Here is an 18,225-nt window from a genome sequence, read left to right as displayed (position 1 = left end):
GGGCAAATCCACAAATGAATGTTCCCCTCATGTTCCAATTTCGTCCGGTAACATTCAGCCTGTCGCGCCGCCGGTGACGGTCCGGATCGCTCCGGAACGCCACGCCAGTTCGCGCAATTCCGCATAATCCCTAGGATCGAGCCGCCAGACAAGGAAGACCAATACTGGCTTAAAAGCGGTAGGCGTAGCCCATTCCGACCGAGGTCAGCGTCTTGTCCACGGTGATCGGACTATCGGTGATGCCGCTGCCCAACCGCGTCACTCCGGCATCGAAAATCAGGATCTGGCGTTCGGAAAGCATATAATCTGCCTGCACCCCCAACTCGACATTCAGGGTCGAGCTACCGGTATAGGCGGTGCGGGTCGGGGTCACCTCGGTCGTCCTGACGCCGTAGTAATATTCCGCCGCATTGTCATCCATCCAGATCCCGGTGATGCGCGGGGTCAGGCCGAAACGCTCCGAACCGGTCGGATTGAAACGACGTGACATCTCGACCCGAAGACGATGCCCGTCGCTGTCCCCCGATATGTCGGATTGCCATTCAAAGGCGAAATCGGCAAAGCCCGGACGCCAGTCCATGGCCGCACCTGCCCAGAGCCCGCCCTTGCGTTCGTCCATGCCTGCCAAAACAGGCGTGTCGTCCGCCTCATAGCCCTCTCCGATGGTATAATTGGCGCGGATGGCAAAGCTCAGCGTCTCGGACGAGATAAACGGCAGTTTCAGATCCGCCGTCAGCCCACGGAACCGCACCCAATCGGTTTCGAAATCCACCAGTGGAACAAGCACGTTATCGGTATCGCCATAAGCACGTTCGCCCGAGAAGTATCCAAGACCAAGACCGAGGCCCCGGTTTTCCTGCGCACCGGCACCGGTCGCGGCGGTAAGGCAGATCAGGGCCAGTCCGCAGAAGCGGACGCGAGCAAGGTTCATCGTCTTTCCTTTCGTTGACATGAAATTCATCGGGCAGCGGTCCGGTAGGGATACCCTTGGGACCGGTCGGAAAACCGACCCGTCCAGACCAGCGCCACCGGCACGACCACCAGCGTCAGCAGGGTCGAACTGACCAACCCTCCGATGACCGCCTGCGCCATCGAGGCGCTTTGCTCGCTGCCCGGATGGACGGCCAGGGCCAACGGCAGCATGCCGAAGATCATCGCAAGCGTAGTCATCATGATGGGCCGGAAGCGTGTGACCCCCGCCTTCAACAGTGCCGGTTGCAACGCCAGCCCGGCGCGTCGGTACTGGTTGGCATTGTCGACAAGCAGGATGGCGTTCTTCACGACCAGTCCCATCAGCGTCACCACGCCGATCATCGAATAAAGGTTAAGCGTCGAACCCGCGGTCAGCAGCCCTAGCACGACTCCCGACAGCGCCAGAGGCAATGAGGCCATGATCGCGAGCGGTTGGAGGAAGCTGGCGAATTGACTGGCCAGAACCAGATAGACAAACACCACCGCCATGATCAGCGCGACGGTCATGCTGACAATGGTGTCCCCCATCAGATCGGCATCGCCGCCCATGCCCACGCTCACACCGTCGGGCAGGTCGATGCCATCAAGCGTAGCCCGCACCTCGGCCATCACATCGCCCAGCACCCTGCCGTCCAACTGGGCAGTCACCGTGATCACCCGGCTACGATCCAACCGCTCGATACGGGTGGGACCGACGCCATCCTCGCGCAAGGCAATTTCGCGCAGCGTGACAGGAACGCCTGCACCCCGCGCGACCGGAAGATCCATCAGCATTTCCGGATTCTGTCGCAGCGCCTTGGGCAGGCGGATCACGATGGGATCGACAGTGCCATCAGGTCGGCGCAAGTCGGAGATTTCAGAGCCATTCACCATCGCGCGTAGCGCGTCGCCCGACATATCCGCCGTGGCGCCCAGATCGCTGGCCGCATCGCGCAGCAGCGTGAAGTTGACCAGAGGCTGCGCATCCGTGCTGGAAAGACGCACATCCGCCGTGCCCGGTATGGCCGCGACCACATCGCCAACCATTCTGGCGGTGCGGGCGATTTCCGCACCGTCCTTGCCCGCGATATTCAGCGTAATCGGCGCATCATCCGGTCCGAATCCGCCCGAGGCCGAGACGGTCGCGACAATGCCGGGCACCTGTTGCTGCAAATAGCGCAGTCGCGAGGTCATCTCCTCGGCCGAGGCAGCACGGTCAGCCGGATCGACCAACGTCACCGTAATCGCTGCCTCGTTATCCGCACCGTCATTTCCCGCGGCGACCGTGGTGTAGGTCCCCGCGACCTCCGGTAGTGCCTCCAGCAATGCAATGATCTGCTGGGCTTTCAGCGCCGTATAATCCTTGGACGATCCGGTGGCGGTTTCCAGCGTGACTGTTATGCGGCTTTCATCGGTCGCGGGCAGGAACTCCACACCGATCCTCGGGATCAGCGCCAGACTGCCCGCGAAGGTAGCAAAGGCCAGCGCCATCGTCGTCTTGCGCCATGTCAGGCTCCACAAAAGCAGACGTTCGTAGATCCGGGCCAGCACATCGAATGCATGATCGAACCGAGCGATGCAGCTTCCGAACCAGCCCTGATGCGCCCCCAGTCGACTGTCGGGATCATGCCAGACGCTCGACAACATCGGGTCGAGCGTAAAGCTGATGAACAGCGAGATCAGGACCGCCACCGCCACGGTCACCCCGAACTGCATGAACAGTCGACCGACGATTCCGTCCATGAAAGCAAGCGGCAGGAACACGGCACAAAGCGCGAGCGTCGTCGCCACGACGGCCATGCCGATTTCCTGCGTCCCCTCGGCGGCTGCGCGGGCATGATCCCTGCCCATATGCAGATGTCGCGTGATGTTTTCCCGTACCACGATGGCGTCGTCGATCAGGATGCCGACAGACAGCGTCAGCGCCAGCATCGACAGCATGTTCAGCGAGAACCCCAGAAGGACCATCACCGCCAGCGTGCCAAGGAACGAAATCGGCAGGATAAGCGCGGTGATCACGGTTGACCGCCATGAGTTCAGGAACAGAAACACAATGGCGACTGCCAGTGCCATGCCCTCGGTCAATGTCGAGAGAAGCGTGGCATAGGTGGCCTCGATCTCGGTCGCGGAGTTGGTGATGACCTTGATCTGCGCATCCCCGATCCGGCCGACCGACGCCAGCTCCGAAATGACCTTTTCGACCCCGTCGGCTACGGCGACCACATTCGCGCCCTCGACCCGCGTCACATCGACGGCCAGTGCCGCGCTACCTCCATGAAAAGCCAGACTTTCCGGATCGGCCGTACTCTCCACCACGGTGGCAACATCACGCAGATAGACGGGAGCACCGCCGGGTCTGGCGATGACCAGCGCCTCCAGTTCGCGGATCGTGCGGGCTTCGGCGTTCAGTTGCACCAAGCGCGTCGTCGCGCCTTCGACCAGCGATCCCGCTTGTGACAGCGCATTGCCCGCCCGTACGGCCGCGATCACTTCAGCGACCCCCAGACCATGCTCTTGCAGGCGATCAGGGTCCAGACGCAGTTCCACATGTCGATCCGCCCCACCCACCAAGGCGGCGCTGCCCACCCCCTTGACTGCGGTAATTGCCGGCAGAATCACATCTTCGGCCAGTCGGGTCAGCGCATCGGCGGGCTGCGAGGGGCTGCTCAAAGCCAGCGACAACACCGGATCGTCCAGCGGATTGAAGCGCACGACCTGCGGAGGATCGGCATCGGCAGGCAGATCGGGAAGTACGCTGGACAGCCGGTCGCGCACATCCTCGGCCGCCTGTCCGCTATCGGTGTCCAGCGTAAAACGCAGAACGACCGTGGAATGCCCCTGTGACGAGGTCGAACTCACTTCGTCAATGCCCGCAAGCGTGCCAAGCGCGTCTTCAATGGGAACCGAGATCTCGCTTTCCACTGCCGACGGCGACGCGCCCGACCAAGGGGTCATCACCGCCACGATAGGAAAATCCACCGGAGGGAAACGGTCGATGGGCAGGACGCGCCAAGCCGCCAGACCGAAGACAGAGATCGCGATCATCACCATCGTGGCAAAGACCGGCTGGGCAATGCTGATACGGGTCAGGAACATGGCTCAGCCCCCCACCACCGTCACCGGATCGCCCGGCGCAAGGCCCACAAGCGGCTGGGCCACGATGCTGTCGCCCGGACGCAGATCGCCGGTGATCTCGACCAGTCGGCCACCATTCCATACGGTTCCGGTTGAAACCGGCACAGAAACAGCCTGACCATCGCGGATCGCGGTCACGCTGGTATCGGTGCCATCCGTACGGATCGCATCTTGCGGCAGAGCAAGCCGCCCCTTGGCCACGCGCAACTCGACCCGACCGGTCAGGACAGCGCCCGCGCGCAGGCCCTCGGCAGCATTATCGATTTCCATATAGACAGTGACAGCGCGCGTGCCTTCGGCCACGCGCGGCGAAATGCGGGTGATGCGGGCGGGGATACTGCGCTCGGGCAAGGTGGGCGGCCAGAAGCTGACACGCTGGCCCACTCGTAACTGGCCCGCCCGACCCACGGGCACCAAGGCCTCGACGATGACGGTCGAAAGGTCGACGATCTCAAGCAATGCGGCTCCTGATGCCACAAGCTGCCCCGGCTCTACCATGCGGGCCGCGAGAATACCCGAGATCGGCGCGCGCAATTCTGCCCTTTCGCGGTTCAATTCTGCCAGACGCACACGCGCCTTCGCTGCCGCGACATCGGCCGCCAGCATATCGGCCTCGCTTTCGGCCTGCTCCAGTAGCGAGTTGGCAATCGCTCCGCGTTCTCGCAACCGGCGGGTACGGTCCAGTTTGGATCGCGCATTTTCCAGTTGAACCTCCGTCCCCTGCAACGCGGCCTGTTCGGATTCCAGCGCAAGGGCGAAGTCTTCGGGCGCGATGGTCACAAGCAGGTCGCCAGCCGCCACCACATCGCCGGGACGATGCGCCACGATTCCCGCAAGGCCCGAGACCTGCGCCGAAACTTCCGCGCGCCGGACCGGCGTGACCGTGCCGGATATGGGCATCTCCTCGACCAGATCCGCAGGAACGAGACGGATGACCTCGACCGATGTCAGTTGTCGTGGCAACGGTCCGGCAGGTATCTGAGTTGCGTCCGAAGGCGGAGGCCGCAGCCCCGAGCCAAGCGCCACGATCACAAGACCTGCGAACACGGCCGCGCCGATCACGCAGCGACGCGCCGGATGTTTGTGATGATCGGTGGTAGACGACATTTCCGGTCCTGCAGGGCTTGTTCGATGCATGCCCATCTCGCAGCCAAAGTTTGCGCGAACATTGCGCGCATTCACGGGCAGCCGATCCCGTCGTTCACCTATCCGTGAACTTTTGAAGACCGTCGCAATGCAACGGATTGCCCGTTCCGCGCCCTGATTGAAAAGATCGTCCGATGACGACAACGTCGCAATGTCCGCGCAATGCATGTCGAGCAGTGCCCGGTCGCAAAAGGAGTCGGCATGCGGATCTTGATCGTGGAAGACGAAGCGAGCCTGCGTGAGATGTTGGCGACCAGCCTTGGTCGTCAGGGCATGCTCGTCGATCTTGCCCCGACCCTCGCAATGGCGCGAGAGGCGGTACTGGGCATCGACTACGACGCCATTGTGCTGGACCGGAGCCTTCCGGATGGAGATGGGCTAAGCCTGTTCAACGAACTGGGCAACCGCCCGTTGCGCCCTTCGGTCATTGTGCTGTCGGCACTCGGCACGCTGGATCAAAGGATCGAAGGGCTGGATCTGGGCGCTGACGATTATCTGGCCAAGCCCTTTGCGACCGAAGAATTGCTGGCACGGTTGCGCGCCGTCACCCGTCGCCCCTCGACCATGGCGCAAGACCGGATCAGGCTGGGACGGATGAGCTTTGATCGGGCAGATCGCAGCACCGAAATCGACGGGGTCGTAATGAACTTGCCGCGGCGCGAACTGCTCGTGCTAGAGGCGCTGCTGTTGCGGTCCGGTCGCGTCGTTTCGCGCGAAGGGTTGGAACAGGCAGTTTACGGCTATGATGACGACATCGCCTCGAACACGCTCGACGCCCATATCTCGCGGCTCAGGCGCAAACTGGAACCGGCAGGGGTCGAGATCCACGCGCTGCGCGGGATCGGCTATCTGATCCGGGCGGTGGAATGATGTTCCGCCCGGGCTCGCTGATCGCGCGGCTGTCGTGGCGGCTGATCCTGCTGCAATTCCTTACGCTAACGCTGATGGTCATCTTTGCCTCGACTCCCGAACCAGAACAAAGGGGCCTGATCGAACTGGACGAGGACGTACCGCATGAAATCGCCCGCCACCTCGTTCTGGAAGGCGACCGTCTGACGATCCGGAACCGCGAGGAGCTGATCGCGCGGGTCGCGGACTTTCCCGATTTCTGGGTGCTGGTCACCGATCAGGCGGGCCGACGGCTTGAATACGGTCCGGTTCCCGATGACGTGCGGGCGATGTTCACCGGACTGCAGCGACTGGTCGAGGCCAAGATCTATTGGGACAACAGTTCGGCGCATAGGGCTGTCATCGCACAGCGCCTGACAAGCCCCGCCGGCACCGTCACGGTAGCCACGGGCGGGGGCCCGACATTGCCCTTTGTCATCAGCAGACTGCAAGAGATCAATCCATTTTTCCTAGCGCTGCTGGCCGCGCTGACTACCGTCTCGGCACTGATCATCCCGTATCTGGTGCGGCGGGATCTTAGCGGGGTGGCCCGCGTCGTGGACGAGGCCGCGCGGATCGACATCGACAAACCCGGCACACGACTGACCGAGGCCAATGTTCCCCCCGAACTGCAAGCTATGGTGGGGGCGATCAATGCCGCACTGACGCGTCTGGACGAAGGGCTGGAAAAGCGGCAGCGTTTTCTGGCCACAGCAGCGCATGAACTGCGCACCCCGATCGCTATCCTGACAATGCGGATCGAAACACTTCCCCCCGGACCGGAACGCGCAAAGATCCTGATGGATGTGGCGCGGCTCGCCTCGTTATCCGAGCAATTGCTGGATCTTCAGCGGCTCGAAGAAAACAGCGCACGTTTCCGGAAACTGGAGCTGAACAGGCTGGCAGCCGAAGCGGTGGCGGATCTCGCTCCGCTTGCTCTCGGCGTCGGGGCAACTCTCGCCTTCGATGCATCAGCCGAGCCTGTGGAGATCAGCGGCGACGCTCAGTCCATCCAGAGCGTGGTGACCAATCTGGTCCAGAATGCCATCTCTCACGGGGGGCAAGGTGTTGAAATTTCCATCGAGGTTCGTTCCCCTGCCCAGCTCAGGGTCAGCGATAACGGCCCCGGAATTCCTCCGGCTGATCGCCAACGCATCTTCGACCCCTTCTTCCGTCGTTCCGGTGTCGCAGGCTCGGGTCTGGGGCTGCATCTGGTCCAACAGATTGTCGCGCTTCACGGCGGTGAAATCGTCGCGACTGATGCGCAGGGCGGCGGAGCCGAATTCACCGTAAGCTTCCCGCCGGCGCGACCCGCATAAGCGCATCGCCGACCGAGCGAAGGACAAGCGATCCGGCAGCACGCGGAATGTTCCTCGCGGCGGGATCGTAGACATGACCCCGCTGCAATCACCAAGACACGCATCGTCGTGAAGATATCAATGCATCCGTTCGATTGCGATGGCGGTTGCCTCGCCGCCGCCGATGCAAAGCGAGGCAATGCCCCGTTCAAGCCCGTGGCTTTCCAGCGCCGCTAGCAGCGTCACCATGACCCTTGCGCCGGAAGCGCCAATCGGATGCCCCAATGCGCAAGCGCCACCGTGAATATTGACGACCTCTTGCGACAGACCAAGATCACGCATCGCAGCCATTGCGACGACGGCAAAAGCTTCGTTGACCTCGAATAGATCGAAATCGCCGAGCACCAATCCTGTTCTGTCAACCAGCTTGTGGATGGCCCCGATCGGCGCGGTCGGAAACAGGTTCGGGCTATCGGCATGTGTCGCATGCGCCAGAATTCTGGCCCGGGGTCGCAGTCCGCGCTGCTCGGCGTCGGAGGCGCGCATCAGCACCAGCGCCGCAGCGCCGTCCGAGATCGACGAGGAATTCGCTGCCGTCACCGTTCCCCCGTCGCGAAATGCGGGCTTCAGCGTCGGGATCTTGTCCAGCCGCGCCTTGCCGGGTTGCTCATCGACATTGACCGACACCGTGCCCGCGCGTGTGGTGACCCGGACCGGCGTGATCTCGGCTGCGAACAACCCTGTCTCGATGGCATTCTGCGCACGGGTCAACGAGGCTATGGCGAATTCGTCCTGCTCTTGTCGGGTGAATTGATAGGCTTCGGCGCAATCCTCGGCAAATGTGCCCATCAGGCGGCCCTTGTCATAGGCGTCCTCAAGCCCGTCCAGAAACATGTGGTCCAGAACCTGTCCATGTCCCATCCGGTAGCCGCCACGCGCCTTGGGCAACAGATAAGGGGCATTCGACATGCTCTCCATTCCTCCGGCCACCACCACATCGGCCGATCCGGCAAGCAGCAGGTCATGGCCCAGCATGGCGGCCTTCATCCCCGATCCGCACATCTTGTTGATGGTCGTCGCGCCCGCGCCCAAAGGCAGCCCCGCCTTTAGCGCCGCCTGCCGTGCCGGAGCCTGCCCCTGCCCTGCGGGCAGAACGCATCCCATGATGATTTCCTGAACGAACTCGGCAGCAAGACCGGCATTGGCCAAAGCGCCGCCGATTGCTGTCGCGCCAAGCGTAGCGGCGTCGACGCCTGCCAAATCTCCCTGAAAGCCGCCCATTGGCGTGCGGGACGCACCGACGATGACGATAGGATCCTTATCCATGGCAATGTCCTTATTTCGGAGCCATGCGCAGCGCTCCATCCAGTCGGATGACCTCGCCGTTCAGCATCTGGTTTTCGACGATATGGCGCACCAGCGCCGCATATTCGGAAGGGTGCCCAAGTCGCGGCGGGAACGGCACCGTACCGCCCAGACTATCCTGCACTTCCTGCGGCAGACCGGCCATCATCGGAGTCGCGAAAATTCCGGGGGCGATCGTCACGACGCGGATACCGTGCCGCGCCAGTTCCCGCGCCGCTGGCAGGGTCAGGGCCGCTACCCCGCCCTTGGACGCGGCATAGGCCGCCTGCCCGATCTGCCCGTCAAACGCCGCGACCGAGGCGGTATTGATGATCACGCCGCGTTCGCCATTCTCCGCGGCCATGTTGCGCGACATCGCATCCGCCGCAAGCCGCATGATATTGAACGTGCCGATCAGGTTGATCTGGATCGCGCGGGCAAAGCTGTCCAGCGCATGTGGTCCGTCCCGCCCGACGATTTTTTCTCCCGGAGCGATCCCCGCGCAACTGACCGCGACGTCAATTCGACCGAAGGCATCCAGCGCCGCACGAATTGCGGATTCGCCGTCGGCAGCACTGGTCACATCGGCTTTGACGAAACACGCCGAGGCGCCCAGTTCATCGGCCATAGCCTGACCGGCCTCGCGGTTGATATCCAGCAACACGGCCTTGGCCCCTGCCGCGACAGCCATCCTCGCAACCGCCGCGCCCAAGCCCGAGCCACCGCCCGTGACAAGAAAAACCCGTTCCTCGATGCGCATCATCCCTCCCTGACCATGCCCTCGGAGGGAAAGATTAGCGGCAGGGAAAGAGCAGGCAATCAAATTCGCCCACCGCTTTTCGGATCAGACAGCCGTTTCCAAAGGGCGCACGGCCTGACGCGCCAAGCCGGACAGAAGATCGGTCTGCGTAACAATGCCCCGTATGCGTCCACGATGCAGGATCGGAACCGCGTCGCATCCACCACCGGCCAGCAACGGCAACAAAGCGTATGCGCCACTGTCGATCTTGGCGTTGGGGACATTCCGACGCATCACCTCTCCCGCAAGGACAGGAAATTTCCGGTCGCGCCGCACAAGGGCCGACATCGACTTCCCAAACCCCTGATCAAAGCTGAACGCATCCGCACGCGCGCGGCGGATCAGATCGATCTGGTAGATGATGCCCAGAAACTTGTCCCCCTCTTCGACGACAGGGATCGAGGTAAAGCCGTGATCGCGAAACAGATCTGCGACCTGATCCAGATGGGTTTCGGGTCCGACCGTCACCAGATCGCGGGACATGACCATTCCGGCGGTAAGCGGACCCGCCTGATGGCTCGCCGCCTGCAGCTCTGCCGCACCGATCAGACGCGAGAGGTCCTCGACACCGACGTTCTGGGACTGGCGGGTGCGTTGCAGGATACCGGCCAGTTCGTCCTTGCTCAGCCCCAGCCGTTCGGGGGCGGCGTGATCAGCGGTCCCATGCGAGCTTGGGTCGTCAAACTGACGGAACGGGTAGTTACGGCCCGTGGCCCGGGCATAAGCGACACCGACCACGATCAGGATCAGCGTACCGGCAGCAACCGGAGCCAGTGCGAACCAGAAACCCAGCTTACCGATCGCCTCGGGGTTCTGGGCCGCCGTCATCGCAACCGCACCCGCCGGAGGATGGATCGCGCGCAACGGGATCATGGCGACAATCGCCAGCCCCACCGCCAGCGCGATCCGCAAGGCGGGATCAGGGACCAACATGCAGCACAGGACACCGATCACCGCCGCGCTGGTATTTCCGACAACCGCCGACCAAGGTTGCGCCAAGGGGCTGTTCGGAACCGCAAAGACCAGCACCGAGGTCGCGCCGAAAGGCGCAATCAGATACAGGCCCAAACGAAGATCAACCAAGGGCGACATCAGGAATAACCCGGCAACCCCTAAACCCAGCAAAGCGCCCAGTCCGGCGCGCATGGCTTCGACCGGAGCACCCGGTCCAATCGCCGGACCAAGGCTGCGGATAACCCTGCCCATCCGGCCCGAAGCCAGTTTCGTATTCAGTGACATTGCGAGTTGCGACCTTTGGTCATGCGTCGAATTGGCACAGCCTGTGCCTGATCGCTAAACAAAACGCAAGATATGCTTAAGACTTAGGCAATGAAGAAATGATGCGACACCTTTCCCGCAGCGTCCGGCTGGATTATGCAACGAGAAATCGGACAGCAGCGGTTGCGCTGCCGATCAGACACTGTTGAAAGGTGAGCGTTCCGCATATGCCCTCCGGGCCGATCCAATCCGAGGCCGACCTCGACCGACCTGCCCTTTGGCGGCAGTTTTTGCCCTATGCTCTGGCAATCTTGCTGTTCGGCGGTGGCCTTTATGCGCTGAACAAGCTGCTCGAGGACGTCAACATCCATCAGGTCGCCGAGCAAATTCAGGCCACGCCATGGCATGTTACGGCGCTGGCGCTGCTGACGACATTGCTGGGCTATCTGTTTCTCGCTGGCTACGACTGGTCGGCGGTCCGCCATATCGGCAAGCCGCTGCCTCTTCCTGTCGCGATGACCGGCGGGTTGATGGCATATGCTTTCGGCAACACCATCGGCCTGTCAGCCATTTCTGGTGGGGCGGTGCGCTGGCGGGTCTATTCGGGATTGGGCCTTGACGGCTATGACATCGCTGCGATCTCGACCTTTACGGCGGCGTCATTCGGTATTGGGGCCTCTCTGATCGGTTTCAGTGCGCTGGCCCTGCATCCCGGAGCATTGGGGCCATTGCTTCCCCTGCCGGAAATGACCATCCGGCTGCTGGCCATCGCCGCAATCTGCGTCGTGGTCGGGCCGCTGTTATGGGCGGGGATTACGCGGCGCGAATTGCGGATCGGACGTTTCAGCCTTTATGCCCCGACCGCAGGCGTCTTGGGCACCCAGCTTATGATCTGTCTGGGCGACATCATCTTTTCCGGCCTGACGCTTTATATCCTGCTGCCGGATGCCGGCATCGGCTTTCCGACCTTCCTCGCGGTTTTTGCCGCAGCGACCATGGCCGGAGTTCTGAGCCATGTTCCAGGTGGCGTGGGCGTCTTCGAAAGCGTCATCATTGCCGCGATGCCCAAGGGCGTGCCGATTGACAATGTTGCCGCGGCGCTTCTGCTGTTCCGCCTGATCTATTACTTCGTTCCCTTCGCCATCGCCCTTGTCCTGTTGGCGATTTACGAGGGCTGGAAGCTGCTGGGCAGCCGCTCGCCACGCACGGCACTTGGCCGGTCGCTGATCTCGATCGAGCCCGCACTGCGTGCAGTATCTCCACTTGCGCCTCTGCTATTGGCGGTGATGGTCTTTGGCTCGGGTCTATGGATGAGCGTCTCGGCACTGCTTCCACCGATGACCGAGGCCGCCGAACTTGCCGAGTCGATCTTCCCGCTCGCGTTTATCGAGGGGTCTATCCTGCTGACCAGCGCCTTGGGCGCGGGTCTGATCGTATTGTCGCTTGGCGTCGTGCGGCGCAGTCTTGGTGCGTTCTGGCTGACCGTGACCGCCATGCTGGTCGGCGCTGGTTTTGCCATCCTCGAAGGGGTCGAACCGGGGCAAGCTGCCGCCCTGATCCTTGGCGTCGTGATCCTGATGCCATTCCGTCGGGCATTCCACCGCCGCTCGCTGCTGACCCATTCGGCTTTGACCCCGGGCTGGATCGCATTGATGGTTGCTGCCGTCGCGGGCTTCGGTTTCGTGTTGTTCTTTGCCCATAAGGAAACGCCTTATTCGAACGAATTATGGTGGCAATTCGCAACGGACGAGCGTGCCCCCCGCGCCCTGCGCTCGGCCCTGCTGGCGGGCCTGATGGTCGGATTGGGCGCACTGTTCCTGCTGCTGCGCACGCCACGTTTCCGGCCCGAAATACCGGATGAGCGTAGTCTGGACATAGCCGGCCGCATCGCGATGCAGGGCACAAATCCCGATGCCGGCTTTGTCCTGACCGGCGACAAGGCGGTGATGTTTTCGGACAACGAACAGGCCTTCCTGATGTTTGGCGTGGCGGGGTCGTCATGGATCTCGTATGGCCCACCTGTAGGAGACGACGAGACTTGCGAAGAAGTTGCCTACAGCTTCGTCGATGCGGCACGGCGCGCGGGCGCGCGACCGATCTTTTACGAGGTCGGACCCAATGACGTGCCACTGATGCTGGATCTGGGCATGACCCTGCACAAGATGGGCGAAGAGGCCGTCGTGGACCTGCGGTCATTCTCTCTGGAAGGAGCCAACCGTAAACGTCTGCGCACGACCTATGCCCGCGCCGGACGCGACGGCTTGACGCTGGAGATCGCGCTGCCGCCGCATGACCCGACGCTGCTGGCGCAACTGCGCGAAATTTCGGACGAATGGCTGGACGCGAAGAAGTCACGGGAAAAAGGGTTTTCGGTCGGCCGTTTCGAACCGGAATGGCTGGACCGTTGGGCACTGGCACTGGTGCGGCAAGAAGGTGATGTGATCGCTTTCGGCAATATCATGACCACCGACCGACACGAAGTCGCCTCGATTGATCTGATGCGGCACCGTATCGACGCGCCAAGCGGAACGATGGAGTTCATGTTCACGGCGTTGATGCTGGCGTTGAAGGAACGCGCTTATCCGGCCTTTTCGCTGGGTATGGCTCCGTTGGCAGGGCTGGACCCGAACCGTTCGCGAAGGGTTTGGGATCGCTTCGGTTCGCTGATCTTCAGGCACGGCGGCAGCTTCTACAAATTCGAGGGGCTGCGGGCGTTCAAGGATAAGTTCGATCCGGAATGGACGCCGCATTATCTGGCGACCCCGACCTCGATGCCGCCGCTATTGCCGCTGGCCGACGCCGCCCGACTGATCGCCCGTCAACCCGGCGCAGGCAGTGCAATCCGCGAGCCCCATGCCGGTTAGGCGGCGCTGGGGCCCGTAGACGAATCGCCATGGCCGCAACGATGAATGCTGCGGCCATCACGAACGAAGACTAACAGACCAGCGCGCGTTGTTTCGAGGCATGGCGTTGCGCAAATTTGCGCGATTGCCGCCCCGAAGGCAGCAGCCTGATCGATTCCGGCTGGTGGTCGGCCTGCTCAAGTTCGGGGAACAATGCAATGACTTCAGCCCGTGCCGCACTGGGCAGGGTACGCATCGCCTGCGGGCCGGTATACAGGCTTTCGGTCTCGGCCCCGTTCGAGATGACGATCTGGTGCCGGTCAAAAAGGAAATGGTAATATTCGACGGCTTCGATGTCGTCGGCATAGTCGATGCCATCAACCTGAAGCAATTGCTTCGCCGGGATCAGGACCTCCATCGCGCCGAACATTCTGACCGCAATTTTCGAACGGACCAGAATCCGGTGTTGGGGCGAGACAAGCAGATCCTGACTGGGACGATCCGCGCCAAGCGCACCGGCACGAATGCGGATCGGGCGCAAATTCGGTTTCTGGGCCAGAACCGTCGGGGAAAGCTTGGACGAGCCAATCCAGCGGATGGGCTGGAAACCATCGTCCTTGGTCCAGACCATGTCGCCCAGCATTAAATCCTGCACGGCGACAAGTCCGCGATCCGTTGAAATCAGCGTGCCGGAAACGAAGCACAGGATCTCGGCCTCGGTCAGGGGGCGTTCGACCGAAGGATCGTGACTGATTGTCGCCGTGGCACCGTAGCCAAGGCTGGCAATCTGATCGTCCAACCCGCGAAGATCAGCGGCCACCTGATCGGCCCAGCTACCGGGAATTTCGTCGACCTCGGTGGCAAGCGCGTCGGCAAGTTCGGACAAAGGTGCCGTCACCGAAAGATCTGCGGCCTGCCCATCGGGTTGGTTCAGGGTCACGCTTAGCGAGCCCACAATGTTATCGTCATTCAATGGCGCATCAGTGACGAAGTAATAGTGCCCGTAGGCCTCGACCAACGACCCGCTCACCGGTGCCAACTGGATCTGGTAGTTCGTGTTGGCGAAAACTCCGTTGACGGGTTCGAAATTCAGCGTGCCGCCCCCAAGATAGGTGCAACCGAAATCTTCGTCGTTCGAACTGATAAGGGTAAAATTGTCGCCGCTCGACAGGCTCGTGGCACCCTGAGCGTCAATTTTGTACTGCGTCCATTCAGTCGAATTGTTCAGTACATCGGAAAGCTCAAATGATCCGGTGAATGAAGCGGTTCCGTCGGTTCCAATAGATACAGAGGTCGCCGGAATTTCGGTAACATAAGTCATCATTAACATCCTGCACAGACGCGGCAACAAACGCGCCGCAACTCGAAATCGGGGTCACTATCCCGCCGCCATCAAAGACGTTGGCCACCATTTCGACAAGCTAAACAATTGGATAGGTCAGATATGCACGTTCCACTTGTGCGAGAACGCGCCAAAATTGCATGATTTGCTGGGGATTTTGACGATTGCGTGCCGTAAGCGACGGGGCATCCGAATAGCCACCGATCACAGGGACGGAGCATTTCGTTTGCTCAAATAAAAGCATCCCGCCCTGTGCGCAGGACGGGATGCCTTCAGTTCAGATCGGTAAAAAATCAGCCGCCGAGGGGGATCGTCATGTTGAACAGGACAGCGTCACCTTCGAGACGGTTCTTGACATTGAACTCGTGGAACCAACGGGCTTCAAGCGCAACAGGTGTGCCGTTCCAATCGCTGTTCCACGCGACGGCCGGACCCAATGCGGTCGCCTCGCCCTTGAAGTCCCCAAGGAAGGCACCGCTGCCGCTGTCGCCGGAGATTTGCTTATAGTAATACCCCTGCAGGCTGAGCGTCAGGTTCGGATTGATTGCCTTACCCACCGACGCTTCGACGTGAAGCTCATCACCGGATTTGTAATTGGTCGCGTCGTTCTCCTCGTTGAATGTGACGCCGGTCGCGAAGTTCGCTTGCCAACCGGAATCCGCATCCATCCATGTCACCGCGCCGGTAAAGTCATATGCCCAGTGATTGAATGCGACGTTCGTACTGCGCGACGTCGAATAATCGCCGATCGGAACATTGATCAGCATGTTCAACGAACCGAAGAACGGTCCCTTGCCCCAGCCCAGACCCGCGCCGAAAACCGGATCGCCGAACAGGAAACTGTCTTCCGATTTGGACCCGCTCAGAACCGTTCCGCCGGGTGCGGTCAGCGTCCCCTCGATGTCGCTTTTCTTGTAGCCATAAGGCAGGGTCAAACTGAAATAGGGGCTGCCGCCCAGAACGGGCTCGCTTGGCGGAACCCACAGCACCGAGGTCAGGCCGATCGCCGCCCTGCCCTCGATCCCGAATTGCAGCTTGCCGCTATTGACGATCTCGCCCCCGTTCGAGCCGGAATAAAGATAATAACTTTGCTGCGTATATGTGCCCGGAGGGGCCACCACCCCGCCCATCGACGTCCGCGAGCCAAGGATATACATGCCTGCACCGTTTTCCACGGCATTCGCCTGTCCGGCAGCCGCAGCTAATACGATGCCCGAAAGGACGTATTTCAGGGAGTTCCGCTTAAACCTACGCATGGTCATCCTTTTCAATGCCGTCAGTTCAAGGATATCGGAGTCGGGTTAACCAACTATTTGAGTGGTCTTCCAATCTGTCAATTTGCCGCAGCGACTTGCAGGAAACTACTGTCACGTCTTTGCATCGGTATCCGGTCGTGATCACCGCCGCTTATCTTGAACGCAGACGACTTTCGAAAAGCAGTCCCTCTTCGTCCAGAATGGGATGGGCGACCGAGACGACATGGGCGTTGATGCGCTTGAGGTCGCGCAGAATATCGAGATGCAGTGACGACGTTTCGCGCGTGCCCTCGTGCCCTTCACGCAAGCGGATCAGATGGCGTTGCGCCGATTGTCGTTCATGCTTGCGGATCTCGATCTTCAATTCCATCAACCGGCGTGCCATATCGCGGTCACGCGACAGGAAGACGCTTTGAGCAAGCCGCATGTTTTCCTGTGTCATCAGGAACATGCGATCTATTTCCTGATAACCCTCATTCGAAAAGCGCAAACCCAGCCCGACCTTTTTGCGAACTTCGGGACCAAGTCCGCGGTCGATGATATCCCCGACATGTTCAAGATTGATAACGTAATCGAGGATGGTGATCGACTGGCGTTTTTCATCTTCGGTCGCGGAACTGCCAAGCCGGGACAGGTAGGTTTTCACCTCTTGCTGACGACGGTCCACACGCCGCTCAAGCTCATCTACCTGAGCAAGGGGTGCAGTGTCGTTGTCGTGGAAGGCCTTGCGCGTTTGCGTCAGCATTTCGTCCACGGCATCGCCGATTGCCATTACCTCACGACTGGCGCCGGTCAGCGCCAGAAGCGGCGTTTGCAGGGCGCTTTCGTCAAGCCAGCTTGGGCCGACAGCCTTCTGCTCTCCCTCATCGGGCATGGCCGTGTTGACCAGCCGCGCAATCAGTCCGGTGAACGGCCAGATCACCAATGCGAGGATACAGTTAAAGACAAGATGGGTTTCGACCGCAAGGCCGGTCTGCGGAATCGGCATTTGCAGCAGGCTCTCTCCGACCTTCCCGGCGAAAGGCAGGACGGCCATGCAACCTATTGCACGAATGACAAGATTACCCAATGTCACGCGTCTCGCGCCGGCATCAAGGTTGCCGGTGGCCAGAACCGCGGGCACCGCTCCTCCCAGATTAGCCCCAAGAACCATGACCACTGTCAGCCCAACAGGCAGGTTCAGCGACATGATCAGCAGGACCGCTGCCAAGGAAGACGAGCACATGACCGCAATCGACGCAGCGAAAAACAAGGCCACCGGCCATGCCGTATCCAGCATCGGAAGAAATGCGGCCAGTTCCGGCGAGTCCCGCAGGAATTGCGTGGCAAACTGCAGCATCGTCAACGAGACCAACATCAGGCCAAGCCCGATCAATGCGCGACCGGTTCCTGTCCAGATCGCGGATTTGCGCCGCGCCATCAAATAGCCCGTGAATATGAGCAGCGGCGATGCGGCCTCAAGACCAGCCGAAACGATAAAGGCTGTCAGCGCCGTGCCGACATTCGCGCCCAACAGCACGACTTGCGCCATCCGTTCTTTCATCAGGCCGCGATCGACGAAACTGGCCGTCATCAATGCGGTCGCAGTCGAGGATTGCAGACCAAGCGTTGCGACCAGTCCCGAGAAGAAGGCACGCGGACCAGTTCTGGTCCCGAGGCCAAGTGCCATACGCATGCGGACGCCAAAGGCCTCGGTCGCGCCATCACGGACCAATCCGATTCCAAACAGTAGCAAGGCCACTGCGCCCGCAATCTGGAAAAGGACCACCATCGAGTTCATGTCGCCCTTTCTGCCCACAGCTCCAAGACGAGGGATCGCATCTGCACTTCCGGAATCGCAAGCTATGTCCGGTTTAATTCATCAGACCACCCATTCCCGTCACAGGTAAAATCAAACCAGCATTACCCAGATAATGCTGCTGACAATCGTTGTGGCAGGAACACAGTTTATGCCTGCTCTTACTGCATCTGTAGCAAAGCAGTCTGAACAGACAGTTGACGAAGC

General features: G+C 61.0%; 12 protein-coding genes. 3 read left to right on the top strand and 9 right to left on the bottom strand.

The window, feature by feature from the left end; genetic code table 11:
• Positions 1-169 precede the first annotated feature (169 nt).
• The 3 genes from GL286_RS04795 to GL286_RS04785 are packed head-to-tail and all read right to left on the bottom strand — an operon-like array spanning position 170 to position 5,193.
• Positions 170-931 (bottom strand): MipA/OmpV family protein, encoded by a 762-nt coding sequence (locus tag GL286_RS04795; protein ID WP_170295039.1) that lies wholly within the window; start codon positions 929-931, stop codon positions 170-172.
• Positions 932-957: 26 nt separating this feature from the next.
• Positions 958-4,047 carry an efflux RND transporter permease subunit gene (locus GL286_RS04790; protein WP_155094364.1) on the bottom strand — a complete coding sequence of 1,030 codons (3,090 nt, stop codon included), beginning with the start codon at positions 4,045-4,047 and terminating at the stop codon, positions 958-960.
• Between the two features lie 3 nt (positions 4,048-4,050).
• Positions 4,051-5,193 (bottom strand): efflux RND transporter periplasmic adaptor subunit, encoded by a 1,143-nt coding sequence (locus GL286_RS04785; protein ID WP_170295038.1) that lies wholly within the window; start codon positions 5,191-5,193, stop codon positions 4,051-4,053.
• A 240-nt stretch (positions 5,194-5,433) separates the two neighbouring features.
• On the opposite strand from GL286_RS04785, the gene GL286_RS04780 reads away from it, so the two are divergent.
• Both GL286_RS04780 and GL286_RS04775 read left to right on the top strand, forming a co-directional pair.
• Positions 5,434-6,102, top strand: a complete 669-nt coding sequence (locus GL286_RS04780; RefSeq protein ID WP_155094362.1) for a response regulator transcription factor — start codon at positions 5,434-5,436, stop codon at positions 6,100-6,102.
• Positions 6,099-7,439 carry a sensor histidine kinase gene (locus tag GL286_RS04775; RefSeq protein ID WP_155094361.1) on the top strand — a complete coding sequence of 447 codons (1,341 nt, stop codon included), beginning with the start codon at positions 6,099-6,101 and terminating at the stop codon, positions 7,437-7,439. The genes GL286_RS04780 and GL286_RS04775 overlap by 4 nt, the downstream gene beginning before the upstream one ends.
• 117 nt (positions 7,440-7,556) lie before the next feature.
• Here GL286_RS04775 and GL286_RS04770 read toward each other — a convergent pair whose 3' ends face one another.
• The 3 genes from GL286_RS04770 to GL286_RS04760 form a co-directional block, all read right to left on the bottom strand.
• A complete protein-coding gene (locus GL286_RS04770) occupies positions 7,557-8,744 on the bottom strand; it encodes an acetyl-CoA C-acyltransferase (RefSeq protein WP_155094360.1) in 1,188 nt (395 codons plus the stop codon).
• A 10-nt stretch (positions 8,745-8,754) separates the two neighbouring features.
• Complete coding sequence (locus GL286_RS04765; RefSeq protein WP_155094359.1) at positions 8,755-9,522, bottom strand: SDR family NAD(P)-dependent oxidoreductase; 768 nt, start codon at positions 9,520-9,522, stop codon at positions 8,755-8,757.
• An 84-nt stretch (positions 9,523-9,606) separates the two neighbouring features.
• Positions 9,607-10,800 (bottom strand): HPP family protein, encoded by a 1,194-nt coding sequence (locus tag GL286_RS04760; protein WP_246184821.1) that lies wholly within the window; start codon positions 10,798-10,800, stop codon positions 9,607-9,609.
• Between the two features lie 206 nt (positions 10,801-11,006).
• Between GL286_RS04760 and mprF the strand changes: the two genes are divergently transcribed.
• Positions 11,007-13,643 (top strand): bifunctional lysylphosphatidylglycerol flippase/synthetase MprF, encoded by a 2,637-nt coding sequence (gene mprF / locus GL286_RS04755; RefSeq protein WP_155094358.1) that lies wholly within the window; start codon positions 11,007-11,009, stop codon positions 13,641-13,643.
• A 70-nt stretch (positions 13,644-13,713) separates the two neighbouring features.
• On the opposite strand, the gene GL286_RS04750 is transcribed toward mprF, so the two are convergent.
• From GL286_RS04750 to GL286_RS04740, 3 genes are all read right to left on the bottom strand, one after another.
• On the bottom strand, positions 13,714-14,943 hold the full coding sequence (locus GL286_RS04750; protein WP_155094357.1) for a Hint domain-containing protein: 1,230 nt from the start codon (positions 14,941-14,943) through the stop codon (positions 13,714-13,716).
• A gap of 314 nt (positions 14,944-15,257) precedes the next feature.
• Positions 15,258-16,220 carry a SphA family protein gene (locus GL286_RS04745; protein ID WP_170295037.1) on the bottom strand — a complete coding sequence of 321 codons (963 nt, stop codon included), beginning with the start codon at positions 16,218-16,220 and terminating at the stop codon, positions 15,258-15,260.
• 151 nt (positions 16,221-16,371) lie between these two features.
• Positions 16,372-18,000 carry a Na/Pi cotransporter family protein gene (locus GL286_RS04740; RefSeq protein ID WP_155094355.1) on the bottom strand — a complete coding sequence of 543 codons (1,629 nt, stop codon included), beginning with the start codon at positions 17,998-18,000 and terminating at the stop codon, positions 16,372-16,374.
• Between the last annotated feature and the right edge of the window lie 225 nt (positions 18,001-18,225).

The sequence above is a fragment of the Paracoccus aestuariivivens genome, from assembly GCF_009711225.1.
GTDB lineage: Bacteria > Pseudomonadota > Alphaproteobacteria > Rhodobacterales > Rhodobacteraceae > Paracoccus > Paracoccus aestuariivivens.
This window is presented reverse-complemented; position numbering and strand designations above follow the sequence as displayed.

Coding starts and splice junctions, on each gene's coding strand:
- GL286_RS04795 (WP_170295039.1), bottom strand. CDS start 931: ATGAACCTTGCTCGCGTCCGCTTCTGCGGACTGGCCCTGATCTGCCTT.
- GL286_RS04790 (WP_155094364.1), bottom strand. CDS start 4,047: ATGTTCCTGACCCGTATCAGCATTGCCCAGCCGGTCTTTGCCACGATG.
- GL286_RS04785 (WP_170295038.1), bottom strand. CDS start 5,193: ATGTCGTCTACCACCGATCATCACAAACATCCGGCGCGTCGCTGCGTG.
- GL286_RS04780 (WP_155094362.1), top strand. CDS start 5,434: ATGCGGATCTTGATCGTGGAAGACGAAGCGAGCCTGCGTGAGATGTTG.
- GL286_RS04775 (WP_155094361.1), top strand. CDS start 6,099: ATGATGTTCCGCCCGGGCTCGCTGATCGCGCGGCTGTCGTGGCGGCTG.
- GL286_RS04770 (WP_155094360.1), bottom strand. CDS start 8,744: ATGGATAAGGATCCTATCGTCATCGTCGGTGCGTCCCGCACGCCAATG.
- GL286_RS04765 (WP_155094359.1), bottom strand. CDS start 9,522: ATGCGCATCGAGGAACGGGTTTTTCTTGTCACGGGCGGTGGCTCGGGC.
- GL286_RS04760 (WP_246184821.1), bottom strand. CDS start 10,800: ATGTCACTGAATACGAAACTGGCTTCGGGCCGGATGGGCAGGGTTATC.
- mprF (WP_155094358.1), top strand. CDS start 11,007: ATGCCCTCCGGGCCGATCCAATCCGAGGCCGACCTCGACCGACCTGCC.
- GL286_RS04750 (WP_155094357.1), bottom strand. CDS start 14,943: ATGACTTATGTTACCGAAATTCCGGCGACCTCTGTATCTATTGGAACC.
- GL286_RS04745 (WP_170295037.1), bottom strand. CDS start 16,220: ATGCGTAGGTTTAAGCGGAACTCCCTGAAATACGTCCTTTCGGGCATC.
- GL286_RS04740 (WP_155094355.1), bottom strand. CDS start 18,000: ATGAACTCGATGGTGGTCCTTTTCCAGATTGCGGGCGCAGTGGCCTTG.